General features: G+C 65.4%; 20 protein-coding genes. 9 read left to right on the forward strand and 11 right to left on the reverse strand.

Annotated elements, in window-relative coordinates:
* The first annotated feature begins 63 nt into the window (after positions 1 to 63).
* Together MYCSP_RS21035 and MYCSP_RS21040 are read left to right on the forward strand one after the other, a co-directional pair.
* A complete protein-coding gene (locus MYCSP_RS21035) occupies positions 64 to 1,182 on the forward strand; it encodes a sulfate ABC transporter substrate-binding protein (RefSeq protein WP_083014267.1) in 1,119 nt (372 codons plus the stop codon).
* Positions 1,183 to 2,943, forward strand: a complete 1,761-nt coding sequence (locus MYCSP_RS21040) for a SulP family inorganic anion transporter (RefSeq protein WP_088415010.1) — start codon at positions 1,183 to 1,185, stop codon at positions 2,941 to 2,943. It abuts the gene before it with no gap.
* Positions 2,944 to 2,947: 4 nt separating this feature from the next.
* On the opposite strand, the gene MYCSP_RS21045 is transcribed toward MYCSP_RS21040, so the two are convergent.
* Complete coding sequence (locus MYCSP_RS21045; protein ID WP_005063985.1) at positions 2,948 to 3,565, reverse strand: TetR/AcrR family transcriptional regulator; 618 nt, start codon at positions 3,563 to 3,565, stop codon at positions 2,948 to 2,950.
* Positions 3,566 to 3,750: 185 nt separating this feature from the next.
* On the opposite strand from MYCSP_RS21045, the gene MYCSP_RS21050 reads away from it, so the two are divergent.
* A complete protein-coding gene (locus MYCSP_RS21050) occupies positions 3,751 to 4,638 on the forward strand; it encodes a TerC family protein (RefSeq protein ID WP_070912044.1) in 888 nt (295 codons plus the stop codon).
* Here the strand turns inward: MYCSP_RS21050 and MYCSP_RS21055 are convergent.
* Together MYCSP_RS21055 and MYCSP_RS21060 are read right to left on the reverse strand one after the other, a co-directional pair.
* The gene (locus tag MYCSP_RS21055) at positions 4,635 to 5,930 is read right to left on the reverse strand and encodes a cytochrome P450 (protein WP_235629504.1); all 1,296 of its coding nucleotides are present in this window, start codon (positions 5,928 to 5,930) and stop codon (positions 4,635 to 4,637) included. The two genes, MYCSP_RS21050 and MYCSP_RS21055, sit on opposite strands and share 4 nt — an antisense overlap.
* On the reverse strand, positions 5,927 to 6,817 hold the full coding sequence (locus tag MYCSP_RS21060) for a metal-dependent hydrolase (protein WP_083014263.1): 891 nt from the start codon (positions 6,815 to 6,817) through the stop codon (positions 5,927 to 5,929). Before MYCSP_RS21060 ends, MYCSP_RS21055 begins: the two co-directional genes overlap by 4 nt.
* Positions 6,818 to 6,896: 79 nt before the next feature.
* Here MYCSP_RS21060 and MYCSP_RS21065 point away from each other — a divergent pair, with 79 nt between their 5' ends.
* Positions 6,897 to 7,637 carry a MerR family transcriptional regulator gene (locus tag MYCSP_RS21065; RefSeq protein WP_083014261.1) on the forward strand — a complete coding sequence of 247 codons (741 nt, stop codon included), beginning with the start codon at positions 6,897 to 6,899 and terminating at the stop codon, positions 7,635 to 7,637.
* A gap of 2 nt (positions 7,638 to 7,639) precedes the next feature.
* On the opposite strand, the gene MYCSP_RS21070 is transcribed toward MYCSP_RS21065, so the two are convergent.
* The 3 genes from MYCSP_RS21070 to MYCSP_RS21080 all read right to left on the reverse strand — a co-directional run bounded on the left by MYCSP_RS21070 (position 7,640) and on the right by MYCSP_RS21080 (position 10,322).
* Positions 7,640 to 8,002, reverse strand: coding sequence for a YciI family protein (locus MYCSP_RS21070; RefSeq protein ID WP_083014259.1), 363 nt, complete (start codon positions 8,000 to 8,002; stop codon positions 7,640 to 7,642).
* Between the two features lies 1 nt (position 8,003).
* A complete protein-coding gene (locus tag MYCSP_RS21075) occupies positions 8,004 to 8,360 on the reverse strand; it encodes a YciI family protein (RefSeq protein WP_070911838.1) in 357 nt (118 codons plus the stop codon).
* A 126-nt stretch (positions 8,361 to 8,486) separates the two neighbouring features.
* Entirely contained in the window at positions 8,487 to 10,322 is a 1,836-nt protein-coding gene (locus tag MYCSP_RS21080; protein ID WP_088415012.1) for a fatty acyl-AMP ligase, read from the reverse strand.
* A gap of 294 nt (positions 10,323 to 10,616) precedes the next feature.
* On the opposite strand from MYCSP_RS21080, the gene MYCSP_RS21085 reads away from it, so the two are divergent.
* Both MYCSP_RS21085 and MYCSP_RS21090 read left to right on the forward strand, forming a co-directional pair.
* The gene (locus MYCSP_RS21085) at positions 10,617 to 11,957 is read left to right on the forward strand and encodes a cytochrome P450 (RefSeq protein ID WP_083014253.1); all 1,341 of its coding nucleotides are present in this window, start codon (positions 10,617 to 10,619) and stop codon (positions 11,955 to 11,957) included.
* A gap of 57 nt (positions 11,958 to 12,014) precedes the next feature.
* The gene (locus tag MYCSP_RS21090) at positions 12,015 to 13,304 is read left to right on the forward strand and encodes a cytochrome P450 (protein WP_083014251.1); all 1,290 of its coding nucleotides are present in this window, start codon (positions 12,015 to 12,017) and stop codon (positions 13,302 to 13,304) included.
* Here the strand turns inward: MYCSP_RS21090 and MYCSP_RS21095 are convergent.
* A complete protein-coding gene (locus tag MYCSP_RS21095) occupies positions 13,301 to 14,428 on the reverse strand; it encodes a glycoside hydrolase family 3 N-terminal domain-containing protein (protein WP_088415014.1) in 1,128 nt (375 codons plus the stop codon). The two genes, MYCSP_RS21090 and MYCSP_RS21095, sit on opposite strands and share 4 nt — an antisense overlap.
* Positions 14,429 to 14,446: 18 nt before the next feature.
* Positions 14,447 to 15,673, reverse strand: coding sequence for an RNA polymerase sigma factor (locus tag MYCSP_RS21100; RefSeq protein WP_088415016.1), 1,227 nt, complete (start codon positions 15,671 to 15,673; stop codon positions 14,447 to 14,449).
* 87 nt (positions 15,674 to 15,760) lie between these two features.
* Between MYCSP_RS21100 and MYCSP_RS21105 the strand changes: the two genes are divergently transcribed.
* Entirely contained in the window at positions 15,761 to 16,093 is a 333-nt protein-coding gene (locus tag MYCSP_RS21105; protein WP_070911832.1) for a TfoX/Sxy family protein, read from the forward strand.
* A gap of 15 nt (positions 16,094 to 16,108) precedes the next feature.
* Here the strand turns inward: MYCSP_RS21105 and MYCSP_RS21110 are convergent, their stop codons facing one another.
* Together MYCSP_RS21110 and MYCSP_RS21115 are read right to left on the reverse strand one after the other, a co-directional pair.
* Positions 16,109 to 17,785 (reverse strand): sulfatase-like hydrolase/transferase, encoded by a 1,677-nt coding sequence (locus MYCSP_RS21110; RefSeq protein WP_083014245.1) that lies wholly within the window; start codon positions 17,783 to 17,785, stop codon positions 16,109 to 16,111.
* A 69-nt stretch (positions 17,786 to 17,854) separates the two neighbouring features.
* Complete coding sequence (locus MYCSP_RS21115; RefSeq protein WP_070911830.1) at positions 17,855 to 18,910, reverse strand: NADase-type glycan-binding domain-containing protein; 1,056 nt, start codon at positions 18,908 to 18,910, stop codon at positions 17,855 to 17,857.
* A gap of 266 nt (positions 18,911 to 19,176) precedes the next feature.
* Between MYCSP_RS21115 and MYCSP_RS21120 the strand changes: the two genes are divergently transcribed.
* Complete coding sequence (locus tag MYCSP_RS21120) at positions 19,177 to 19,350, forward strand: DUF2613 domain-containing protein (RefSeq protein ID WP_005063958.1); 174 nt, start codon at positions 19,177 to 19,179, stop codon at positions 19,348 to 19,350.
* Between the two features lie 43 nt (positions 19,351 to 19,393).
* Positions 19,394 to 23,626: a DUF3367 domain-containing protein gene (locus MYCSP_RS21125; protein WP_157886205.1), complete on the forward strand. Its 4,233-nt coding sequence runs from the start codon at positions 19,394 to 19,396 to the stop codon at positions 23,624 to 23,626.
* On the opposite strand, the gene MYCSP_RS21130 is transcribed toward MYCSP_RS21125, so the two are convergent.
* A complete protein-coding gene (locus MYCSP_RS21130) occupies positions 23,509 to 24,696 on the reverse strand; it encodes an acyltransferase family protein (protein WP_083336075.1) in 1,188 nt (395 codons plus the stop codon). The two genes, MYCSP_RS21125 and MYCSP_RS21130, sit on opposite strands and share 118 nt — an antisense overlap.
* Positions 24,697 to 24,841: the final 145 nt, after the last annotated feature.

Consider the following 24,841-nt stretch of genomic DNA (forward strand, 5'->3'; position numbering starts at 1 on the left):
ACTTCGGCGAACCACTCGTTACGATCGCTCGTCATTTCTTGCAGCAAATTCGAGGAGCGCGTCGTGTCAGCGGACGAGGATCATCGGGAAACGCCATCCGCCGACTGGCGGGCACTGCTGCGTCAGCTCCCGCTGTTGAACATTCTGGGCGTGGTCGCCGTCCTCGTGGCGGCGACGCTGGTGGTAGTCAAGAACCTGCCCGACCACAGCACCGATCAACTGCTCAACGTCTCGTACGACCCGACGCGCGAGCTCTACAACGTCGTCGACGGCACCTTCACCAAGCAGTACAGGGACAAGACCGGCAAGACGATCGAGATCAAGCGCACGAACGGCGGCTCGTCGCGACAGGCCCGCAGCGTTCTGGACGGCAGCCAACGCGCGGACGTGGTCTCGCTGGCCTCCGTCAGCGACGTGGACACGCTCAGCCTGCGCGGACTGATCGCGCCGAACTGGCGTCAACGGCTGCCGAACAGCTCTGTCCCCTACACCTCCACGATCGTGTTCGTCGTCCGCAAGGGCAACCCGCGCGGCATCCACGACTGGCCAGACCTCGTCAAGGACAACGTCTCCGTCGTCACCCCGAACCCCCGCACCTCCGGCAACGGACAGCTCTCCGTGCTGGCGGCCTGGGGCTCGGTCGTGACGCGGGGCGGGAGCGAGGCCGACGCCCGCGCCTATTTGACCGCCCTGTTCCGGAATGTGGCGGCCCTGGACAGCGGCGCACGCGGCGCCACCAACACGTTCTCGGTGCAACGCCTCGGTGATGTGCATCTGACATGGGAGAACGAGGCGATCAACGAAGTCGACGCCAACAAGGGCGAACTCGAGCTCATCTACCCACCGGTGAGCATCCGGGCCGAACCGGCCGTCGCGTGGGTGGATGCCAATCTGAGCGACCCCAAGCGGGTCGCGCTGGCCAAGGCCTATCTGGAGTACCTGTTCACCGACGAGGCCCAGGAGGTCGCCGCGCAGCGCGGTTACCGTCCTTTCAAGCCCGAAATCCTTGCCCGGCATAGCAATACGCTGCCCGCGATCACCCAGTTCCCCATCACGGCAATCGCGACCAGTTGGGACGACGCACGCCAGAAGTTCTTCTCCGACAACGGCATCTACGAGACCATCCCGCGCAACACCAACCGGGGCACCACCACGTTCGCTTCCGACAGACAAGGACGCTAGATGCCTTCGGCACTGGGACTATTCGAGACCTACGACGCGATCAAGGCTCGTCGCGACATCATCGCCGGCCTGACGGTGGCGGCAATCTCACTGCCACAGGCCATGGCCTATGCGCTCATCGCCGGCGTCGATCCGAAATACGGCGTCTACTCCGCGATCGTGGTCGCGGCCATCGCGTCGATCTTCGGGTCCTCGTCACACCTCATCAACGGACCCACCAGCGCCATCTCGCTGCTGGTGTTCAGCTCGCTGGCCTTCCTGGACCCGGAGAACCGCACCGGACTGTTCGAGGCGCTGTTCCTGCTGGGCGTGCTGGTGGGTGCGATCCAGATCCTGATCGCCGTCTTCAAACTCGGCGACCTCACCCGGTACATCTCCGAATCCGTGGTGATCGGATTCATGGCCAGTGCGGCCCTGCTGCTGGCGATCGGCCAGCTGGCCAACGCAATCGGCGTGCGGGACAAGGGCGACGGGCACATGCAGGTGCTGCAGCGCGCCTGGCTCACCCTGTTCCACGGCGACGCCGTGAACTATCGCGCGCTGGCCTTGAGCGGCACAGCTGTGGTGTTGGCGGTGCTGTTGCGCCGGCTGGTCCAGCGCTACGGTCTGCCGCAGATCGACATGCTGCTGGTGCTGATCGTCACCGCCATCATCGCCTACGCCTACGGCTGGTCGGTGCCGGACGGCACCGGCCACACCGATGTGAAGATCTCCGGAAAGATCCCCGCCAGCCTGCCGGAATTCCACATCCCCGAGGTTCAGGTGAGCACCCTGGGTGAGCTGTCGCACGGCGCGCTGGCCATCGCGTTCATCGGACTGATCGAGGCCCTGTCCATCGCGCACCACACCGGGCAGCAGATCGACTACAACCGTCAAATCCTTGCCGAGGGTCTGGCCAACCTCGCCGGTGGCTTCTTCCAGAGCCTGCCGGGCTCGGGTTCACTGTCGCGTTCTGCCATCAACTATCAGTCCGGTGCCGCGACACGGTTCTCCGGAATCGTCAGCGCGGCAACGGTAACCATCGCGCTGTTACTCTTCGCGCCCCTGCTCCGCTACATCCCGCAGGCCGCTCTGGCCGGCCTGCTGCTGGTCACCGCGGTGCGGCTGGTCGACTTCCGGCGCCTCGCCTACGCGGTGAAGGCCTCCCGGTACGACGCCGGGCTGGTCATCATCACCGCGGTGGTCGGTGTGGCCGTCAACCTGGACACCGCCGTGCTCGTCGGCGTGGTGCTGTCGATCCTGTTGTTCGTGCCCCGGGCGGCCAAGCTCAAGGCGGCCGAGCTCGTGGTGACCCAGGAGGGCGTCATTCGGGAGCGCACACCCCAGGACACTCCGCCCGGCGCGGGGTCACCGGTCATCTACGACCTGGAGGGCGAGCTGTTCTTCGGCGCGGCACCCGAACTCGACCGCTATCTGGACGCGCTACACACCAGGATCCGCGACGAGAACCTGAAGGTGGTGATCCTGCGCCTGAAGCGGGTGCGCCATCCCGACGTCGTCTGCATCGAACGTCTTGAACACTTCATCAAGGAGCAGCAGGAACTCGGCGTCACCGTCCTGCTCGCCGGGGTGCGCTCGGATTCGCTTGCGCTGCTGCAGAACGTCGGATTCACCGACTGGCTCCCGGCCGAGCAGGTTTTCCCCGAGGAGGACCGGGAGTTCTCGGCGACACTGCGAGCCGTGCGGTATGCGCAGACCCATCTGCAGGAAGTGCCCTCGGACCCGGCGGCGACCCGCGAGAAGCTCTACTACCTGGTGTGAGGGCCTAGGCGCGCTTGGCCACCGGCTCGTCGCGCGGACGGCCACGCAGACCGCGCCAACCGAGGTTGAGCAAGGTGTCCTTGGCGCTCTCCACCTTGATGTCGCCCGTCGCGACACGGGAAGCGACGGCCTCGCCGCCGCCGACGAGGGCCACGGCCATGGCGTCGTAGTCGGTCTCGGGGTCGATCTCGGGTGAGGCGGCCTTGATCAGCCGCGCCACCAGTTCGATGATCCGATCGCGCCCCTCGCGCACCTGCTTGGCGAACAGTTGCGTGCTGGTGGCTTGCCCATAGATCACGATCCACGAGGCCCGATGGGTATCGACATAGTTGAGGAAAGATACGACCGTGGTGCTCAACACATCTCGAGGCGACTGAGTCAGATCGATGTCGCCGCGGACCGCTTCGACAAACCGGCCGAGCTCGCGGCGCAGGCACGCGACGAAGAGGTCTTCCTTGGAGCCGTAATACAGGTACAACATCGGCTTGGAGATCTTGGCCGCCGCCGCAATGGCATCCATCGAGGTATCCCGGAAGCCGTTCAGCGCGAACTCTTGCACCGCGGCATCCAGCATCTGCTGCTCCCGAACGGCACGGGGCAGCCGCTTGGTACCACCGGCCATGGCTGCCTCCGAGCTTGGAACGTGAACGCGAACTTACTCCAGAGTAAGCTACTGGGTGGTTCGACTATTGCATACGCCCCACGGACGCGGGCTGCGTCTGCCCAAATGGAGTGTTTTTCTCTCCGACTCCAGGGTAGCGCGCAAACGTCACTCTCCCGATACCCCCACCCCGTACCATGCGCGGCGTGGACTTCACTCTCGCGCTGACCCCCGATCTGGTGGCCGTCTTCCTCACCCTGTTTGTGCTGGAGGTGGTGCTGGGGATCGACAACGTCATCTTCATCTCGATTCTGGCCAGCAAGCTGCCCAGCGGCCAGCAGGCACGAGCACGCAATCTGGGGCTCACGCTGGCAATGGTCATGCGCGTCGGCCTGGTGTTCCTGGCCGGCTGGATCATCACCCTCAAAGAGGACGTTGTGGAGCTATTCGGCCACGGCTTCTCGATCAAGGACTTCATCCTGATCGCGGGCGGACTGTTCCTGGTGTACAAGGCCGTTCACGAAATACATCTCAAGCTCGAAGGCGTCGCGGAGGAAAGCGAATCATCCTCGGCAACAGCGACATTCAGGTCCGTTCTGGTGCAGATCCTGCTACTGGACCTGGTGTTCTCACTCGACTCGGTGATCACCGCGGTGGGCATGACAGGCAACATGATCATCATCGTCACAGTGGTGGTGCTCTCCTTCGGGATCATGCTCTTCGCCTCCCGCTTCGTCTTCGCCTTTGTCAACCGGCACCCGACCGTCAAGATGCTGGCGTTGTCCTTCTTGCTGCTCATCGGGGTGTTCCTCATCGCCGACGGATTCGGCATCAAGATCGACAAGGCGATGATCTACGGCCCCATGGCGTTCGCGATCCTGGTCGAGGCCCTCAATCTGTTGGCCGCGGCACGGAAAGCCCGGCAGGACAACACGACTCGCCAGCCTGTCGCCCTGCGGCCGAGTTATCCGGGTGTGGACGAGTCCGTCGCGATCGCGGCGGCCACCTCCACCAGCCCGGACGCCGGGTCGGTCGGCCTGTCCCGTAAGCCGGTGGACGGTCTCGGCGGTGATGAGCGCGCGGGCCTGGGCTAGAGCGACACGAGCCGCACCCGAAGCTCCTCCAGCCCCCGCAGGGAGCTGTTGGTGGTCCACCGGGGCGTGCCCGTGATGTCGATGCGGTCCACGCGGCGCACAAGCTCGCGCAGCACCGCCTGACCCTCCATGCGTGCCAATCCGGCACCCAGACACAGGTGCACGCCGGACCCGAAGGCCACGTGCTGACCGACCGGCCGGGCCGCGAGAAAGCGATCGGGCTCGTCGAACTCGCGGGGATCGCGATTGGCCGCGCCCCACAGCAGGGCCACGCGCGCCCCGGCGGGAATGATGGCATCGCCGACGCAATAGTCCTGCGCGGCGGTGCGATAGAAATTCTGGATCGGCGAGGAGAACCGCAGCTGCTCCTCGACCGCACCGGCGACGAGGCCGGGATCGGATCGGATGAGCTCGAACTGATCAGGGTTCTCCGACAGTGTCAGGAACATGGTGGACAGCAGGTTGGTGGTGGTCTCATTGCCCGCCAGGAGCAGCAACAGCGCAAGGAAGAACAGCTCGTCGTGACTGATCTCGTTCTCCCCGGCTTCGCCGACGAGCTTGCCCAGCAAGGTGTCCGGCCCGAGCAGATTGCCTTTGTCCAGCTGGGTCAGAAAGTAGTCGTGCAGATGACGTACCCCATTGAGAGTCGCCGGAACCTGGCCCACGCCCTTCAAGGAGAACTGCACATCGGCGACACGGACGGATTCGTTAGACCAGTGCCGGAAGAACGCCTCGTCCTCGGGCGGGATGCCGAGGACGTGCGCGATCATTCGCATGGGTAGCGGAACTGCAAGGTGTTCAACGACATCCACACCAGGATTGTCGAGCAGATCGGTCATGAGCTCATGGGCCAGCCGATCCACAGTGGGCGCCCAGCCCTCCAACGCACCGCGGGTAAATCCGGGCAATGCCTTGCGGCGCAGTTCGGTGTGGCGGGGCCGATCCATGTTCAGCAGCACGGGCACCTCGAATCTGGCCCGCACCACACCATCCCGATTCGACAGCAGTGCATCGTTGCGCGCGGCCGCCCGCACGTCCTCGTAGCGGCACAGGATGAAGATGTTGCGCTTGCGGTTGTAGTGCACCCGGCCGCCCGCCAGCAGTTCCCGATAGCCCGCATGGGGATTGGCCGCGGTCTGCGGATCCATGGGATCGAAGGCGGTGTCCTGCACACCGGGGAACGGACGGCGGCGCACCTTGGCCCGCAGCTCATTCGACGCGTTCGTCACGATGGATCGGACCACCGGTCTGGTGGTGGTCCGAACCAGCCGCATGTCGTGCTTGAGGGTCATTTCAAGTGACCGACGAGTTCACCATCGGTGCCGAACAGCTTGTCCTGCCATTCGTTCAACAGCGCGTTGGTATCGATGTCGTCGGGATGAAATCCCTTACGCATGAACGGCTTCATATCGCGGTAGATTCCCCGGAACAGCGGTCCGCGCACCATGGCGACAGTCTCACGCAGCAGCCTCAATGGTTGGCGCCGGCCGACCGGGTCGGTGGTCACGACAGAGATCCAGGAGGCCAACGTGATGGCCGGGACCGCAATCGTGGAGAGGAACCGCATCATGCGGATGCGGAGCTCTTCCGACGCGCCGATTTCTCTGTAAACGTCGAAGGCCACCGACTTGTGTTCGAGCTCTTCCAGCGCATGCCAATTGAGCATGTTCCGAATTTCAGGGTCCGACAACAACTTCTGGATGTCCGGCCTTCCCAAGACGTTCTCTGCGAACACCGCGGTGAAGTGTTCGGCCCCGACGGTGAACGCCAGCAGCAGGTGCCGAATCCTGCGACACTGATCCGGGTCCGGGTACTGCTTGTCGAGGAACTTCTCCATGCGCTCGGTGCTCTGCAGGAAGTACTCGAACCATGCCGTGGGGTAGCCCATCTCGGCCAGCTGCTCGTTGAGCTCGCGATGCTGCAGCCCGTGGGTCATCTCCTGGCCGATGAATCCCGCCACGCGCTTCTTGAGCTCGGGATCGGTGATCTTGTCGCGGTAGCGGCGCACCGAGCGGACGAAGATGTCCTCCCCCGGCGGGAAGATCGCCGACAAAAACGCCACGGTGTGGCTGAACACGATGTCGTCCTGCGCGAAATGCTTGGGCCCCGACGGGGTCTCGGTGAATCCGAACTGGATCCGCCGAGTCTTCGGGTAGCTCACCGGGGCAGTGACGGTCATTACAATCCTCTCCGTTGACGTTCCATAGATAAACGTAACGGAAATTTCCGTAACGGACAATGGGGTAATCTTTTCCCTGATGGACCTGACAATCGACCAGCTGGCGCAGCGGGTGGCCATGACGGCGCGCAACATCCGCGAGTGGCAGACGCTTGGACTAGTCCCCCCTCCCGAGAAGCGCGGACGCGTGGGGATCTACTCCGACGAGCACGTCGCGATCATCAACCACGTCAAGAACTTGAAATCTCAGGGCTTTCCGCTGGACGTCATTCGCCGGGTCATCGATTCCGGCAATGGCTCCGAGGACAGTGTCCGCAAGATGGTCGCCGAGGCCCTCAGCCCCTTCTCCACCGGCGAGCCGGTGGTCATGCCGCGCGCTGAGTTGATCGCGCGCGTCGGCCAGGGCGCCGATGTCGCACTCGCAACCGTCGAGCTGGTCACCGACGTCGACGCGGCGACCGTCTCGATTCGCGATGCCGAGACTCTCGACGCGGTGGAGCTGTTGGTCGCCGCGGGCATGTCCCTGTCCCGCATCACCGAGACCCTGCGCGAGGTAGACAAGCTGCAGCATCAAATCGCGCAGCTGCTCCTCGGCGCCTACGTGACCGATGTGTGGCAGCCATTCGTCGAATCCGGTTACGCGTCGGAAGACTGGGAAAAGATCGCCGAAAATGCCTCGCAGGCAAAGCAACTGACCGTCACGCTGGCCTCGCGACTACTGGCTCGGGCGCTCGATGACACCGTCGATCCGATCCTGCTGCAACAGGCCAACGAGGCCGAGGCGGTGCTGGAACGCGACCGCCCCGCCTCGTCGGCCTGATCTCAGTCGACCTCGCCGCAGCCCCGGTCCAGGCCGCGCACTTCGATGGGGCACCACACCGCACGGGATACCTCGGCCGCCCAGTGCTGAGCATCGGCCAGCGTCGGCACGTCGATGATGCTGAATCCACCGAGCTGTTCCTTGGTTTCCGTGTACGGCCCATCGGTGGCGGTGTGCCCGGAGGCGTTGGCGGTCACCACGGTGGCCGTATCGGCAGGCTGCAGTCCGGCCGCGAACAGCCACACCCCCGCCTCTTGCATGCGTCGGGTAACCGCCTGCACGTCGGCACCGATGGTTTCCAGCGCGGCTTCGTCGGGCTGAACCGAGCCGGGTGCGTAGACGATCGACAGTAGGTAGCGGCTCATGTCAGGCCACCTCGTCCTGGAAGGGGCGCACCTCGACGGGCTCACGGCAGGCTGCCGATCCTTCGGCAGCCCACTTCAGGGCCTCGTCGAGGTCGGCGGCGTTGATGATCCAGAAACCGCCGAGGTGCTCCTTGGTCTCCAGGTACGGGCCGTCGGTGGCGGTGACCTTGCCGTCCACACTGCGGACCACCGTGGCGTCCGACGGCTCGGTCAGCCCGTTGGCGAAGACCCAGACACCGGCTTCCTTCATCTTCTCGTTGACCGCGCCGGTATCGGCGTATAGCTGCTGCACGTCCTCGTCGCTCCAGTTGACCGCGTTGTCCGCGTAGCTGTGGACCGAAAGCAGGTACTGCTTCATGGCCGTCCTTTCCTATCCGTATCTGGTGTTCGGGCGCCCTATCGGCTTCCCTTCAACCTCACCACGAATAGACCTCTGCGGAATCGACAGCTCATCGGAAAATCGGCGAAAAGATCGCCGAAGATCTCAGAGCTTGCCGTTGAGGTAGTTCTGGCGACAGGCCCGACGTGCGATCTTTCCGCTACTGGTCCGGGGGATTGCCCCCGCTTGCACAAGCTGGACGTCGGCGACGGGCAGCGTGTGCCGGCGAGAGACCGCGGCCCGGATCGCCTCCACGATGGGGGCGGGCTCGGCTCGCCCGGCCCCTGCAGCCCGCTCGGCCACGATGACCAACTTCTCTCCGGTGCCGTCCCCGGCATCGACATTCGCGGGCAGTTCGTTGGCGGGCACCGAGAAGGCCGCCACGAATCCGCGCCGCACGACCGGGGAAGCCTCTTCGACGGTGGCCTCGATGTCGTGCGGATAGTGGTTACGCCCGTCCACGATCACCAGATCTTTCACGCGGCCGGTGATGTACAGCTCGCCGTCCACATAGACGCCGAGATCGCCCGTGCGGAACCAGGTTGCGCCCGGCTCGGTGCCGGCCGCGTGGCTGCCCGCCTCAAGGCGGGCCTGCAGCTTGTTACGGAAGGACAGATCTGTTTCCTCGATCCGTCCCCAGTACCCACGGCCGATGTTGTCGCCGTGCAACCAGATCTCGCCCACGCGCCCGTCGGGCAGCTCCGTCTCGTCGCCGGGGTTCACGATGACCGCCCACTGGCTGCGGGCGATCTGTCCGCAGGACACCTGCGGCACCGCGTTCTCGTGAGCAGCATCCACATGGACCACATGTCCGCCACCGAGCTGCTCCCGATCCACGTAGATGACGGAAGCCTCCGCGGCAGGGGCGATGGAGGACACGAACAGCGTCGCCTCGGCCATGCCATAAGAAGGCTTGATCGCGTTGGACGGCAACCCAAATGGGACAAAGGCCTCGTTGAATTTGCGAATCGAGGCGATGCTGACCGGCTCGGACCCGTTGATCAGTCCGGCCACGTTACTCAGGTCCAGGGTCTCTCCGTCCTTGGGCAGGCCGCGCTCGGCAGCCAACTCGAAGGCGAAGTTCGGCGCCGCACCGAAGGTGCGGCCCAGATGGGTGGCGGCCGCGAGCTCTTTAATCCAGCGGCCGGGCCGGCGCACGAACGACATCGGGGACATGAGCGTCATCCGGCCGCCGCACAGCGGGAACATGAGCATCAGCAGGCCCATGTCGTGGTACAGCGGCAGCCAGCTCGCTCCCCGCACATCGACATCCAGACCAACCGAGATGATCATCTGCAGCACGTTGGTCATGACCGCCCGGTGAGTGATCTCGACACCGGCGGGCACCCGCGTCGAGCCGGAGGTGTACTGCAGGTAGGCGATGTCGTCGGTATCCGGCGTCACCTTCACGTATGTGGCACCCACCGAATCCGGAACGCCGTCGACAGCCAGGACCCGGGGGCGGCGATCGCGCGGCAGCCTGCGGATGAAGCCGCCAACCGATTCAGCCGACCCCTCGTTGGTCAGCACGACCGTCGGTTGGGCGTCGGCAAGCACCGCGTCGAGCCGTTCGGCGTGCCCGGGAAGCTCCGGGGCAAACAGCGGCACGGCGATGTTCCCGGCCTCGATGGCCGCGAAGAAGCCGACCACGTAATCCAGGCCCTGCGGCGCCAGTATCGCGACCCGATCTCCCGGTTTGGTCACTTGCTGGAGCCTCGCCGCCACCGCACGAGAACGCGTACGGAGCTGCGGCCAATTCATATCCACCGGTTCGCCATCGGGGTTGCTGCTGTAGTCCACGTAGCGGTAGGCGAAGGTGTCCTGCGGCCCGTCGACGGCGCACTCCAGATAATGGTTCACGGTATAGCCGTCCGGCAGCGATATAGCGCCCGTCTCGTCCAGGTACTCCTCGACCCGCAACCCCGACACCAGTGCCTTCATTGCAACCTCCGCGTAGCCTCAACTACGACAGCCGGTCAACAAGCAGCAATGAATAAGCCATCACGCTTTTGCTACGGTCCCGACCGAACGTAGATGGTACGTGACGTACCAGATGCAAACGGTACTCGAAGTCTCAATAAGACGCCGCGTCTAGAAAGCCCTGAGAGCAAATTGTTCACTGTGCCCTTAGACACCTCGGTGAAGCGATGTGACGGGTGCGGCATTTTCGGCATTCCCTTCCCGCCGGACCGCTATTAGACTCGTGACAAATAGCATCCAGCGTCGGAGGCGAATATGCGGACCAGCGACCACATCAAGTACTGGTCACGGTGGGCCACCATGCACGGCGTCAGCCGCGTCGCGTTACTCACGCAGGTGAACAAGCTGCCGTTGGCCGCCTTCTTCCTCGGCCCCGACCGCGCCAACAATCACTATCGATACATCGAGCAGATCCGGGCAACCGGATCGGTCGCGCCCACCCGGGCGGGCGGCCTGGTCTTCACCGGGCTGGCGCTGACGCGCGAGGTCCTGCGCGATCACCGCTTCATCACCATGGCGCCGACGAACATGCCGTCGCCCATCCTGCCCGCAGCCTTCAGCCGCTGGGTCTACACGCGAACCGAGCCGGGCCTGCCCAATCCGGTCGAGCCACCCGCGATGCTTGCCGTCGATCCGCCCGAACACACCCGATTTCGAAAGCTGGTGTCCAAGGCCTTCACGCCGCGCGCGGTGAGCAGACTGGAGGACCGGGTCCGCGAGGTGACCGTCGAGCTACTCGACAACCTGGAACGCGACGAACGCGCCGATCTACTGGGCGACTACGCCTCCCAACTGCCCGTGGCGATCATCGCCGAGATGCTGGGTGTCCCAAGGGCAGACGCCCCCTTCCTCCTGGAATGGGGTAACCACGGCGCGGCGCTCCTGGACATCGGCATGCCGTGGCCGGCATATCGAGACGCCACCAAGGCGCTCTCCGAGATCGACTACTACTTCGATGCCCATCTGCTCCGGCTGCGCCGTGAGCTCGCCGCGGATCCCACCGTCGACGGCATCCTGGCCAGCATCGTGCGGGACGGCGATCTGGACGACCGCGAGCTCAAGGCCACCATGGCACTGCTACTCGGCGCAGGATTCGAAACGACGGTCAACCTCATCGGGAACGGCATCGTCGCCCTGCTGCGGCACCCCGAACAGCTTGCGTACCTACGGGAGAATCCGGAGGGCTGGCCCAACGCCGTCGAAGAGGTCCTGCGTTACGACTCCCCCGTGCAGGTCACCGGACGAGTCGCCACCGAGACCGTCGAATTCGAAGGGCACACACTGCCTGCCGGCTCCATGGCCGTGCTGCTGCTCGGCGGAGCCAACCGCGACCCCGCCGTTTTCGATCGGCCCGACGTGTTCGACGTGACCCGTCCCAATGCCCGTGATCACGTGGCGTTCGGCAGCGGTATCCACGTCTGCCTCGGGGCGAGCCTGGCCCGGATGGAAGGCGTCGTCGCACTGCAGTCCCTCTTCGAGCGCTTCCCCGAACTCACCTTGGCCGCCAATCCCACTCCGGGTAAGCACGTGAATCTGCACGGCTTCGGCAGTCTGCCGGTAAACCTCGGCCGTGCTCGGGTACGGGCCAGCAGCTAATCTCGATGTTGCTCGTGTCCATCCGGCATCGAGCGAGCCGACACGGGGATCGGATGGATGCACGACCGGATCAAACAGCGCACGCATTGGGTGGTGACGCACGGCATGGCTCGCGCGTACCTGAAAAGGCTTGCCCGCAGAGGAGAACCCGTCGCACAGCTGGGCATCGACACCGCCCACGCCGCGGATATCTACACGTTCATCGACAAAATCCGGGCACGCGGGCGGCTGTCGAAGTTCGGAGACGGCTGGTTCACGGCGGACGCCCAGATCGTTCGGACGATCTTCCGCGACAATCGGTTCGTCACCTTCAAGCCCGAACACCGATCATCCTCGCCGCTCATTCAGAGACTGGCCGCGTGGAGCGATCCCCAGCTGCTCAATCCCGCTGAGCCCCCGTCCATCCTGATCACCGATCCCCCGGACCACGGACGACTGCGACGTCTTGTCGCCGCTCCCTTCACCCCGCGCGCGATCGAAAGCCTGCGCGGCCGCATCCAAGACGTGACCAACGGCCACCTGGATGCGCTGCAGCAGTCTCAGAGTCCAGACCTGATAGCGGATTTCACCGCGAAGATCCCGATCGCCGTGATCGGCGAGATGATCGCCGTGCCGCCACAGGACTACTCGAGGCTGTATACGGTGATGAACCGCGCCATCCAGCTGATTGCGACCACGGCACCCTCCTGGCGTGAGTATCAGGACGGCACGGCAGCTTTGCGTGAGATCAACGAGTATCTCGAGACGCATGTCACCCGGCTACGCCGGGAAGGAACCGAAAGCGAACTGGCCACAGCACTTCTCGGCAGCGATCTGAGCCATTTCGAACTCAAGATGTATTTCGCGGTGTTCCTGGGAGCGGGCTTCGTCACCACCACCCATCTGATGGGCAAGGCGATCGTCACGCTGCTGCGACACCCCGAACAGCTGGCGGCGCTACAGGCGGATCCGAGTCTGTGGCCCAACGCCATCGAGGAACTCATGCGCTATGACACCTCGAATCAGTGGTCGGCCCGGGTGGCCACCGAAACCGTCGAGATCGAAGGCCACACCATCGAGGCAGGCCAGTCGGCGCTGCTCCTTCTCGGCGGGGCCAACCGCGACCCGGCGGCGTTCGAGAACCCCGACGTCTTCGATATCACCCGGCCCAACGCGCGCGAAAACATCACGCTGGGCACGGGGATCCACGTGTGTCTGGGCCAGGTGTTGGCGCGCGTCGAGTTACACACCGCACTGCAATCGCTCTTCGAGCGCTTCCCGCGGCTAGCCCTTGCCGGTGAACCGGAGTACTTCAGCGGCATGGGTATCCACGGGTTGCGACGACTTCCCGTCACACTGGGGGCTTAACCGCAGGCAGGTACACCCTTGAACGCCAGTACCCGGCGCACCGAGGCGTTGATCGCATCGCCGTTCAGTTCGCCTGCGTTGTAGGCAGCTTCGAGACGATCGAGAACCGCGCCGACTTTCTCGGTGCTCACCCACAGCGCCCAGTCGACGCCCGCTTTGATCGACTTGAGCACCGCTTCCTCGATCGGGAACCGGTCGGTGATCGCAGCCATCGAAGACAGATCGTCGGTGAAGACGACCCCTTCATAGGCCGGGGCCCCATATCCGGTTCCCTTGCGCAGCAAGTCAACCGCGGCCGGGCTCAGGCTGGACGGATCGTCACCGGTGAGTCCCGGCACCTGCATGTGGCCGATCATCACCGCGGCTCCGCTGGTAACCAGCGAGCGGTACGGCACCAAGTCGTTGTCCTTCAGCTGTTCCAGCGGCGGCGTCACCACACCGTTGGTGTGCGAGTCGCCCGACGCGTGGCCGTGGCCGGGGAAGTGCTTGACCACGGCGCGCACGCCGCCGGCCTGATACCCCCGCACCGCGGCCTCGGCGTATTCGGTGACCTTCTGCGGATCGCCGCTGTACGAGCGGTCTCCGATCGCACCATCGGGATCGCCATCGGTCACATCGGCGTCGGGCGCGAAGTCGATGGTGATTCCCAGCTCCTTCATCTTCTGGGCACGTTCCTGGCTGAGTGCCTGCACCTGCTCCGGCGTCTGGGTAGTGGCCAGCTCCCGGGCAGAGGGCGCCGGGCCGATGAGGTCCTTGAGACGCGATACCCGGCCGCCCTCCTCGTCAACGCTCACCGCAGCCGGGATCGGGCCCGCGGTGACGACATCATGCAGGGAGCCGTCGGTCAGCATCTCCTTCTTGGTCCAGCTGCCGACGAAGATGCCGCCGACGTGGTGGTCACGGACCAGCGCACGGGCGTCGTCGGCGTCCTTGACGCCCACCATGAGCAGCTGCGCCAACCGGTCGCGGGTGCTCAAACAAGCCAGATCGGCGGCGGGTGCGGCCGTTGCCGGAGCCTGCGCCTTCGTCGAGGACGTGCTCTCCTTCGCGGGCTCCGAGGTATTGCCACCGCAGGCGGTAAGCGCCGCGACGACGAGACCGGTCAGTACTGTGCCCGCACGCATTCTCATGAGGCCATGGTGTCATGTGCCGGGTTCGAGCCGGGCCAGCCGGTCTCCGAGATACCTGCGGAACACCTCGTTGTCGGTGATTTCCAAGGCTTTTCGATACGCCTCGGCCGCCTCGCGGTCTCGGTGGAGCCTGGCAAGCAGATCCGCCCGCGCCGCATGTAGTGGGTAGTAGCGGTCAAGGTCGTCGCGCAACGGTTCGATGGCTGCCAGCCCGGCTTCCGCACCGTCGCGTTCGGCGACGGCCACGGCGCGATTCAGGGCCACGACGGTGGTGGGCGTGTAGCGCACCAGCTGGTCATACAGACTGACGATCTGACTCCAGTCGGTCAGCGCCGCCGAGGACGCATCGTCGTGGACGGCATTGATCGCCGCCTGGATCTGATACGGACCTGGAGCGTCCCGGCGCAGGCACCGGCGCACCAGCTCGTGCCCCTCGGCGATCATGGCGCGGTTCCATCGGGTGCGGTCCTGATCGGCAAGCAAGACCAGTGCGCCGTCGGCGTCGGTGCGCGCGGGGCGGCGGGCCTCGGTCAACAGCAGCAGCGCCAGCAGGCCCAACGCTTCGGGTTCGTCGGGCATCAGATCCGCCAGCAGCCGCACCAGCCGGATCGCCTCCACGGATAGGTCCGTGCGCGTCAGCGAGGCACCCGAGGAGGCCGCGTAACCCTCGTTGTAGACGAGGTAGAGCGCAGCCAGCACCGAAGAGAGCCGTTCCGGCAGATCGTGATCCACCGGCACCCGGTAGGGAATGCCCGCCGCGGCGATCTTCTTCTTGGCGCGAGTGATGCGTGCTGCCATGGTCGATTCGGAGACCAGGTACGCGTTGGCGATCTCCGGCGTGGTGAGCCCACCGAGCAAGCGCAGCGTCAGCGAGACCTGCGCCTCCGGCGACAGCGCCGGGTGGCAGCACGTGAAGATGAGTCTCAGACGATCATCTTGCACCGGCCCCACCTCCCGCGGCTCGGGCTGAGGCTCTTCGAAAGCCGTTGCTTCCCGGGAGAGTTCGTCGCGCCGCTGATCGCGGCGCAATTTGTCGATGCCGCGGTTGCGTGCCGTCGTGGTGATCCAGGCACCGGGATTGGGCGGGATGCCGTCCTGCGGCCACTTGGCGATGGCCACCTCGAACGCCTCCTGCACGGCGTCCTCGGCGAGGTCGATGCTGCTGAAATAGCGGATCAACGTCGCCACGGTGCGGCCGTACTCCTCGCGGAAGATGCGACCGATCTCGTCGTGCGCCACGGTTCAATGGTGCCTCTCTGCTGTTGGGTGTCCCGCAGATACCACGAACAAGCGGTGCGGAAATCGACAGCACGCCACAATTGAGCCGTGGCCTACGACGAGGACCTGGTTGAACGCATCCGCGAGGTGATCGCCACGACCAAGGGCGTCACCGAGAAACGGATGTTCGGCGGACTGGCCTTTCTGGTGCATGGGCATATGACGGTTGCCGCGAGACGCGGCAGTGGGCTGCTGGCACGCTGCGATCCTCAGGACACCGAAGCGCTGGTCACCAAGACGCACGTGAGCCGGATGGTGATGGGCGGCCGCGAGATGGACGGATGGCTGAGCATCGACGCCGAGGGGTTGCGCACCAAGCGCCAGCTGGAGCCCTGGGTGAAACGCGCGTTGGCCTACGCCGCTTCTCTGCCACCCAAGTAGCCCGCGCCGGATGCGCTACCCGCCGCGCACCGCCATCAGCTTTTGCATATCGGCCAGGCCCTGCTCTTGCGCCTGCCCCAGGAAGGTCGGTAGCGGTGCTTGCACCTCCGGCAACACCTCGTTGTCGATGAGAGCTTGCAGCTCGGTTTCCTTGCCGCCTCGTCCGGCCTGATTCTCGATCTCCTGCTGGCCGGAAGGCGTTGAATAGTCGTAGAATTCGCGATCCGAGGGCCGCGCGGTGTCGATCTGCATACCGCCGGGCTTCCAGTACGAATAGTTGGCCAGCTTGGCTTCGGCGGTACGCACCGCGACGATGTGACTCGGTGCCGAGGTGGGGATCTCGGTGGGTGCGTTCTCGCCCATCACCGCGCGGGTTCGCGGATCCTTGAGAAAGGTGACCATCTCCTCCACCGACATGTCGTCGGTGACGTGCGCAATCCACTTGCGTCCCGCCGCATTGTTTTCGGCGATGTCGGCGATATCGGCGCGCGCGGACAGGTATGAGAAACGTGGATCCGAACGCCACCCGTTTCCGCCGGATCCGATGGTCAGCAGCAAGGGTGCGAGGTCGACACTGGAGGTGAGCTGAGTGCGCGTCTCGCCCGGCTTGGGCGTGAGCACGCCGTGCGGATCGCGAATGTACAGCGGAACCCGGATGGCCTCCTCGTAGGCGGCTGCTCCCTTGCCGCGCAAGCCATGTGAGCCCGCGTACTCGCCATGATCGGAGGTGAAGACGACGACCGTGTTGTCGTCGATCTCTGGACGTGACGCCAGCTTGTCGAGCACCCTGCCGATCTGGGCGTCCACCTGTTGTTGCAACCACAGGTACATATCCAGACAACGGGCCCACTGACGCGCCAGGTCCGGGCCCGAGTAGGTCACTTCGCCCGTCATGATCGGCGACATGAAGTTCGCGTAGTCGATCTGCAGCTGCGGCTTGCGATGCTGCCGCAGCTCATCGGGTGTCTGGAAGTTGACGGGCACCGCATCGAACCAGTGCGGAACATCGTCCGGGAGAGGATTCTTCGGCCACCAGCAGATGTCATGGGGGTTTACCAGAGAGACGGTGGTGCACCATGGCCCCTTACCGGCCTCCGCCTCGAACCACCCTGCGAACTGGTCGACGATCCCGGGGTCCTTCTGCAGGCCCTGATTCGGCATGCCGTTCGGCGAGGGGAATGTTCCACCCGAGAAGCCGTGTGCATCAAGACCTTCAGGCGTGTTATCGCTCCAGTTGCCCAGATGCCACTTGCCCCACCACCAGGTCCGGTAGCCCTGCTGGCGCAGCATGGTGCCCCAGGTGGGGAACTGTGGAGCCAGGCTCGATTCGGTGGGCCCCTCACCGGTGAACAGGCAGCCGGTCTGGTGCGAGTACAGCCCCGTCGTCATGGCGCCCCGCGATGGGGTGCACATGTTCGACGCGGTGTAATGCGAGGCGAAAGTAACGCTGTCCCTTTGCAATCGACTCAGGTTCGGCAAGATGCTGGTGAGCTTTTGGATATCGGGGAACCACTGCGGGGCCCTCATCTGATCCACCACGATCACCAAGATGTTCGGCTTGCTCCCGTCGGATGCCGACGAGTCGCTGCGCCCCGGCTTGCGGAGCAGTTCGTATCCCCCGAGTCCGACAGCGGCGGCACCAGCCGCAATTGCCCCGGTGGTAAGTACGGTCCTGCGGTTGAGCTCGGCCATGGATCCAACGTAACCGCAATTCGGCGGCAATGAACTCAGAGGAGCTCGGCTGGTTTTGGGTACGAGCCGCTACGGTCGCGGAGGCGCCGGAGGTGAGGTCGGCGCGGCAGGAGCCGGCGACGGTGCGGGAGGCGCCTGCCCCGGTGTCGGCATCGCCGGCGGGGCGCCCACCGGAGGCGCCGGCGGCAGGGCAGGCGCTGGTGCGGGTCCTTCCCCGACAGGGGGCTGTGTGCCCATGATCTCGATCTCGCTCACCGAGACCAGTCCGTTGAAGGCGTCCTGGCGCTGGCCACTCTTGTTCACAATCGAGACGCCAGGCTCGGTGGCCTCGATGACCATCGTGACTGAATCGGTCACCACGTTCACCTTGATACTCGCCAACGCACGACTCACCGGCACCTGCTGCTTGACCGAGCTGCCGTCACCGAATTCCCAACGCACCCTGGTGATCTTGCGGTTCTGGGCAAAGCGGTCCGATCCGTCGATATCGGTCTTGGCATATCCGGGGATCAGCCCGACCGAGGTGATCAGCGTCGGGTGATCGAACTTGGCCGTGATCGACTGACCGTCCTGTTCCTTCCACTGGCACCGCCACGCGGTCAGTGGGTCGTTATCGAATGCCTTGGCGGGGTCGTAGACGTACTTGACTCCATTGCTGTCGGTACCGTCCTCGGCCTGAACGCAGTTGGTGGACACATCCACCGGCTTGACCGGGCTCGATTGCACCGGCGGTGGCGCGGTGGTGGTCATCGCGGCACTGCTGCTCGTCGTCTTCGGGTCATTCGGTGGAAGCATCCCGTGTGTCTGCTGGGTGGTGCCGTCGCCACGTACCGCCATATACCCGACGTAGCCGAGTCCGACGATCACCAGCAGGCCGGCCAGCGTCGCGAAAGCCATGATGACCCCACGATGGGACCGCGCATTGGGATCGCGCCACGGATCGGAGAACTTCACCTGTGCGGCCAGGTTGGGCGGGCACGCGGGCAACTGCGCCAGGGCCTCACGCAGATCGGGGCGCGTATGCCACAGCCGCAACAGCTGATCCTGCGGTAGCGCCGGATTGTGCGCGGCGGCGAACTCCGCGTCGTAGTCCGGCGCCGGTCCGTAGTTGTAGGGACCGGTCATGGGCGGCCATTATTCCGCACGGACCGTCGTGGGCAACCACGTGCATGCGCTCGCCATGCCGATCTCTTCACGGTCGGACATGTCCCGTGTTCACCCAAACCGAGTACCCACAGGCCCCGCTGCGTCGTCATGTGTCGACCCCCAACCTTGCCGGTGATACCCAGCTAATGGTTCCAGTATCACGGCCGGTTGTCCGCCGGAGAATCGTTGCCGATCTCAAACGTGCTAGTTTGGCCGCTGTATCTGCGTGACCCAGAGGAGTTCCGATGACCAGATTTGTGGTGCCGGCCGCCGCGAGCGTGCTGATCGGGCTGCTGCTGGGCGCCGCTGCGGTCTTCGGCCTCACGCTGTCGGTCGAGCAGGACAAGAAGCCGGTGGTCACCGGCATCGATCCGTCGACGGCGATCCTCAACCGCCCGGATTACGGCAACCGGAGCTGACATCTCGCGGCTCCCGACCGCGCAGCGCCGCATTTCCTGAGCCGTGACGCACCGCCTTGACACCTCTCCGCTACACCGGCGGTGGCTCACGGTTGCCTCGGCACTCGCCCTCCTGCTGACGTTCTCTCAATCACCCGGGCAGATCTCCCCGGACACCAAGTTGGATCTCGCGATCAATCCACTGCGGTTCGCCGCACGCGCCTTGAACCTGTGGAGCAGTGACCTGCCATTCGGACAGGCACAGAATCAGGCGTACGGATACCTGTTCCCCCATGGCGCCTTTTTCTCGCTGGGCCACCTGCTCGGGGTGCCCGCCTGGGTGACACAGCGACTGTGGTGGGCCCTGTTGATCGTGGCCGGGTTCTGGGGCGTGATCCGGGTCGCCGAGGCACTCGGCATCGGCACCCGCGGCTCGCGAATTATCGCGGCGGTCGCATTTGCCCTCTCGCCCCGGGTACTGACGACCCTCGGCGCCATTTCCTCCGAGACTCTGCCGATGATGCTGGCCCCGTGGGTGCTGTTGCCGGTCATCCTGACGTTCCAGGGTCGCATGCCCCCCCGCCGGGCCGCGGCATTGTCGGCGGTGGCGGTCGCACTGATGGGCGCGGTCAACGCGGTGGCCACTGCCCTGGCCTGCGGAGTCGCTGCCATCTGGTGGTTGGCGCACAGGCCCAACCGCACGTGGTGGCGCTTCACGGCATGGTGGGTTCCCTGCCTGGCGCTGGCCACCACGTGGTGGATCGCGGCGTTGCTCATCTTCGGCAAGATCAGCCCGAAATTCCTCGACTTCATCGAGTCCTCCGGCGTCACCACGCAGTGGACCTCACTGACCGAGGTGCTGCGCGGGACGGACAGTTGGACGCCCTTCGTGGCGCCGACCGCGACGGCCGGTTCCTCGCTGGTCACCCAGTCGGCCGTGGTCATCGCCACCGCGATGGTCGCCGCCGCGGGTATGGCGGGGCTGGCAATGCGGGGCATGCCCGCCAGGGGAAGGCTGGTCACCATACTTCTCGTCGGCCTGGTGCTGCTGACGGCCGGATACACCGGCGCACTCGGATCGCCTGTGGGCCAACAGATTCAATTCTTCTTGGACGACAGCGGCACACCACTGCGCAATCTGCACAAGCTGGAGCCGTTGATCCGCCTACCGCTGATTCTCGGCTTGGCGCATGCGTTGTCGCGACTGCCGCTACCGGCCAGTGTGCCCATGCGGCAGTGGCTCGCGGCGTTGGCGCGACCAGAGCGCAATCGCGCGGTGGCCTTCGGTATCGCGCTGTTGGTGGCGCTCGCCGCGAGTACATCGCTGGCCTGGACCGGCCGGCTGGTTCCCCGCGGCGGCTTCGACGCGATCCCTGAGTACTGGAACGACACCGCGCACTGGCTGGCCGATCATGACGACGGCGGACGCGCACTGGTGGTCCCGGGCGCCCCGTTCGCCATCCAGACCTGGGGTCTCACTCGTGACGAGCCGTTGCAGGCACTGGGTCAAACCCCTTGGGGAGTCCGTGATTCCATACCCTTGACCCCTCCGGAAACCATCCGCGCCATCGATTCGGTGCAGCAGTTGTTCGCCGCGGGCAGACCTTCGGACGGACTGGCCGACACCCTGGCACAACAGGGCATCTCCTATCTGGTGGTGCGCAATGATCTGGATCCCGACACCTCCCGCTCCGCGCGCCCGATTCTGGTGCACCACACCATCGAGGGGTCTCCCGGGCTCACCAAGGTCGCCCAGTTCGGCGCCCCTGTCGGCGCCGGAACGGTGGAGGGCTTTGTCGCCGACAGCGACCTGCGACCCCAGTATCCGGCCGTCGAGATCTACGCCGTCGGTGCGCACAAGCGTTACGGGGATCCGTATCTCGTCGATATCGACAGCATGCCCCGGGTGGCGGGCGGCCCCGAGGCCCTGCTCCGATTGGGTGAGCGACGCCGTCAGCTGAACCAGCCACCACTGGGCCCGTCCCTGTTGGCCACCGATGCCGCGCAGACCGGTCTGCGCCCCGGACCTGCGATGGTCACCGATAGCCCGCTGGCCCGGGAAACTGACTACGGACGCGTCGACGACCACTCGTCGGCCATCCGTGCGCCCGGAGACAAACGCCGCACCTTCAACCGAGTCCCCGACTACCCTGCCACCGGCGTCCCACTGGTCAACGGAACGTGGACGGGCGGAACCATCACCGCATCCAGCTCCGCATCCGACTCCACCGCACTACCCAATGTGGCACCGGGCACCAGCACGGCGGCCGTCATCGACCGCGACAACGCAACGAGCTGGGTCAGCAGTTCCCTGGAAGCCGCTCTGGGACAATGGATCCGGGTTGACCTGGATCGACCGATCACCAATGCGATTCTCACCGTCACGCCGAGCGCCACTGCCCTGGGCGCGCAAGTGCGACGGCTGGAGGTCGAGACCGACAACGGCACCACCTCGGTGCGATTCGACGAGCCAGGTAAACCCCTGAACATCGCGCTGCGGCCGGGGGAAACCAACTGGATCAAGGTGACAGCCACCGGTACCGAAGACGGCACCTCGGGTGTGCAGTTCGGGATCACCGAGCTGTCTCTCACTCAATACGATGCTGCCGGATACGCCCACTCCGTCGATTTACGCCACAGCGCAATCATTCCCGCGCCTCCTGCGGGAGCCACGGTGCTCGGCTGGGACCTGGGATCGCCGCTGGAGGGGCGGCCCGGCTGCATGCCGTCGCCGGAAAGACTGCGCTGCGCGGGGTCACTCTCGCTCTCCCCCGAGGAGCCGGGCACCTTTATCCGTACACTGACTGTGCCCCAGCCTGTTTCATTGACGCCGTCGCTCTGGGTACGGGCCCGCTCCGGCCCGCAGCTGCGCGACTTGATCACGCAGCCCGGAACCACCACAGCCTCCGGCGACGCCGACCTGATCGACCTGCGGGGCTCGTCTTACGCGGCCACCGACGGCGATCCGGGCACCGTCTGGACGGCACCACAGAACTCGGTACTTCGCCAGCACCTACCCTCTCTTGTGGTCAAACTTCCCAAACCAGTCGCCGTCGGCGGTATTCGATTGCGCCCCAGTAGCACCGAGGTTCCCGCGCACCCCAAGCAGGTAGCGATCGACCTCGGGGATGGTCCGCAGGTGCGTTCCATCGATCCCAGGGCCGACGCCGCCACACTGTCTCTGCATCCGCGCGTGACCGACACCATCACCGTCACGGTGATGAACTGGACCGACATCATCGACCGGACCGCGCTCGGAACCGATCAGAACAAACCACCCGGTATTGCCGAGCTTGTCGCACTGGACACCAGCGGTCGGCCGGTCGCTCCCGCCGACGCAAACACCAACGACAATCGCGTGATCAAAATCGGCTGCGCGGACGGGCCGGTGCTGGCGCTTGCCGGGCGCTTCGTCCCCATGTCCATCACCACCACGGTGCGGAAACTGTTGGACGGCAGTGCTATCCAGGCCACTCCATGCGATACGACACCGATCGAAACGGGCGCGGGACCTCAGGACGTCACCGTCAACCCACGCCAGCAGTTCATCGTCGACGGTGTCCAGCTCACCGCACCGGGCACGGCACCGGCCGCCGCCACCGCAACAGCGGCGGTCAAGGGCAGATGGGATGCGGCACAGCGTGAGGTCTCCGCGGATCCGGCACAGCAGGACCGGGTGCTAGTAGTCCCCGAGAGCATCAACCCCGGGTGGGCGGCCCGAGATGCACAGGGGCACACGCTCGAGCCGATACGCGTCAACGGGTGGCAGCAGGGTTGGGTCCTGCCGGCCGGCGACGGCGGGAAGATCACGCTCACCTTCGGCCTCGACACCTGGTATCGCACCGGGCTCTTCGGTGGGCTGGCGCTGCTTCCCGTCCTGGCCCTGCTGGCCCTCTTCCCGGTGCGACGAAGCACCATCCTCCCTCCTGTGATTCCGTGGCGCTCGGGTCCGGCGGCGGGTGCGGCCGTCGTGGCGGCACTCACCGCGATCAGCGGTATCGCCGGGGTGCTCGTGGGCCTGACGACACTGGCGTTCAAGGTGTGGACACGCTGGCCACTGCGCACACTCACCGCGGCCGGGACCTACATCTCGGGCGGTTCGCTTCTGTTGGCAGGGGCGGCTCTCTCACGACATCCGTGGCGATCGGTGGGCGGCTACACCGGTCACTCGTGGTGGATTCAGCTGCTGGCGCTGATTTCCGTGGCGACCGTCGCCTTCGCCGCGGTACGGATGCCGTCGCGCCGCTTCTGGAAGCGGCGCAATGCCTCCCGTGACGGGGATTCCACCAGTGCATAACTGACCGCGGCCATCGCGAAACCGAAGATCAGCGTCAGAATCAGCACCAGCGGGAAATGGCCGCTGAACGGAAAGTGGCCGATCACGGTGAACACCATGTTCAACGCCGCCAAGTGCCAGATGAACAGGCCATAGGACCAGCGTCCCAGCGTCACCATGAGCGGTCTGCCCAGCACGCGGTGCGAGGTCCCCGGGGCATCCAGCGTCAACGGCATCAGCAGCGCCCACGCCAGCGTCGCACCCATCGCGATCTTGACGGCGTACTGATGCGGTGGCGCCTGCGTCAGCCCCTCCGGCCCGGCCAGCGGTGATGCCGCCACACCGAACGCGATGAGGGCCACACCCCCGAGCAGCACCCGGCGACGCGCCAGGCGCAGCGTCCAGGCGGGCGGAGCCGAACTCCACTCCGCCAGCAGCATGCCCGCCACGAACCAGGAGAAGAACGCGGGCGGCCACGTCAGTGGGTTGATGCCCGCCGCAGTGTGGAACGGAATGAACGACCACCCTAGGCTGGCCACCCCGGCCGCCAGCAGCAGCGGTGCACGCCAGCGCACCGGGGCCCTGCGCATCACGAGCGCGATGGCAGGCAGCGCAATATAGAACGCCACCTCCACCGCCAGGCTCCACATCTGCGTCAAGCCGGCCGTCAGTGTTAGCGGGACGTACAGCTGGGTGAGCGTCAGGTTGGCCAGCCAGACGACCCAGCGTGCTCCCGCCGCATCCGGCAACAGCAACAGGACGACGAAGACGGCGGCCAGGTAGGCCGGGACGATGCGCACGAACCGCGACGCGAAGTAGCGCCCGGTGGAGGCCGGGGCGGGCCCGCCGTGTGCTGCCAGCGCATGTGGGCGCCACAGCAGAAATCCTGATAGCGCGAAGAAGACGGCCACCGCCAGATCGAAGCGGCCCAGGATGCGGCCGTCGATACCGCCGTTATGGCCGGTCTGGAACGCGGTGTGGGTGACCACGACCCCCATCGCCGCGCAGGCACGCATGCCCTCCAACGCAGGTACGAACCCCCGCGCATGGAAGGCGGGGCCGGCCGGAGCCGATGCGCGCGCTGTCGTCACCCCGCCGAGGGTACGGTTCTAAGTCGATCCGGCGGCATTCGGCCAGAACCAGGACCTGCGAATCCGTACGATCGCCGAATGACCACCTGGCGGCCGCGGCTGTTAGGGTCAGACAGATTTGCCCTGGGCATGCCATACCGTCAAG

Origin of the sequence: Mycobacteroides saopaulense (assembly GCF_001456355.1) — a bacterium.
GTDB classification, from domain to species: domain Bacteria; phylum Actinomycetota; class Actinomycetes; order Mycobacteriales; family Mycobacteriaceae; genus Mycobacterium; species Mycobacterium saopaulense.

Bases quoted from the DNA above. Each gene is read 5' to 3' on its own strand.
- MYCSP_RS21040 (WP_088415010.1), top strand. From the start codon at position 1,183: ATGCCTTCGGCACTGGGACTATTCGAGACCTACGACGCGATCAAGGCT.
- MYCSP_RS21080 (WP_088415012.1), bottom strand. From the start codon at position 10,322: ATGAAGGCACTGGTGTCGGGGTTGCGGGTCGAGGAGTACCTGGACGAG.
- MYCSP_RS21095 (WP_088415014.1), bottom strand. From the start codon at position 14,428: ATGCGTGCGGGCACAGTACTGACCGGTCTCGTCGTCGCGGCGCTTACC.
- MYCSP_RS21065 (WP_083014261.1), top strand. From the start codon at position 6,897: ATGGACCTGACAATCGACCAGCTGGCGCAGCGGGTGGCCATGACGGCG.
- MYCSP_RS21085 (WP_083014253.1), top strand. From the start codon at position 10,617: ATGCGGACCAGCGACCACATCAAGTACTGGTCACGGTGGGCCACCATG.
- MYCSP_RS21060 (WP_083014263.1), bottom strand. From the start codon at position 6,817: ATGACCGTCACTGCCCCGGTGAGCTACCCGAAGACTCGGCGGATCCAG.
- MYCSP_RS21090 (WP_083014251.1), top strand. From the start codon at position 12,015: ATGCACGACCGGATCAAACAGCGCACGCATTGGGTGGTGACGCACGGC.
- MYCSP_RS21120 (WP_005063958.1), top strand. From the start codon at position 19,177: ATGACCAGATTTGTGGTGCCGGCCGCCGCGAGCGTGCTGATCGGGCTG.
- MYCSP_RS21045 (WP_005063985.1), bottom strand. From the start codon at position 3,565: ATGGCCGGTGGTACCAAGCGGCTGCCCCGTGCCGTTCGGGAGCAGCAG.
- MYCSP_RS21055 (WP_235629504.1), bottom strand. From the start codon at position 5,930: ATGACCCTCAAGCACGACATGCGGCTGGTTCGGACCACCACCAGACCG.
- MYCSP_RS21115 (WP_070911830.1), bottom strand. From the start codon at position 18,910: ATGACCGGTCCCTACAACTACGGACCGGCGCCGGACTACGACGCGGAG.
- MYCSP_RS21075 (WP_070911838.1), bottom strand. From the start codon at position 8,360: ATGAAGCAGTACCTGCTTTCGGTCCACAGCTACGCGGACAACGCGGTC.
- MYCSP_RS21070 (WP_083014259.1), bottom strand. From the start codon at position 8,002: ATGAGCCGCTACCTACTGTCGATCGTCTACGCACCCGGCTCGGTTCAG.
- MYCSP_RS21110 (WP_083014245.1), bottom strand. From the start codon at position 17,785: ATGGCCGAGCTCAACCGCAGGACCGTACTTACCACCGGGGCAATTGCG.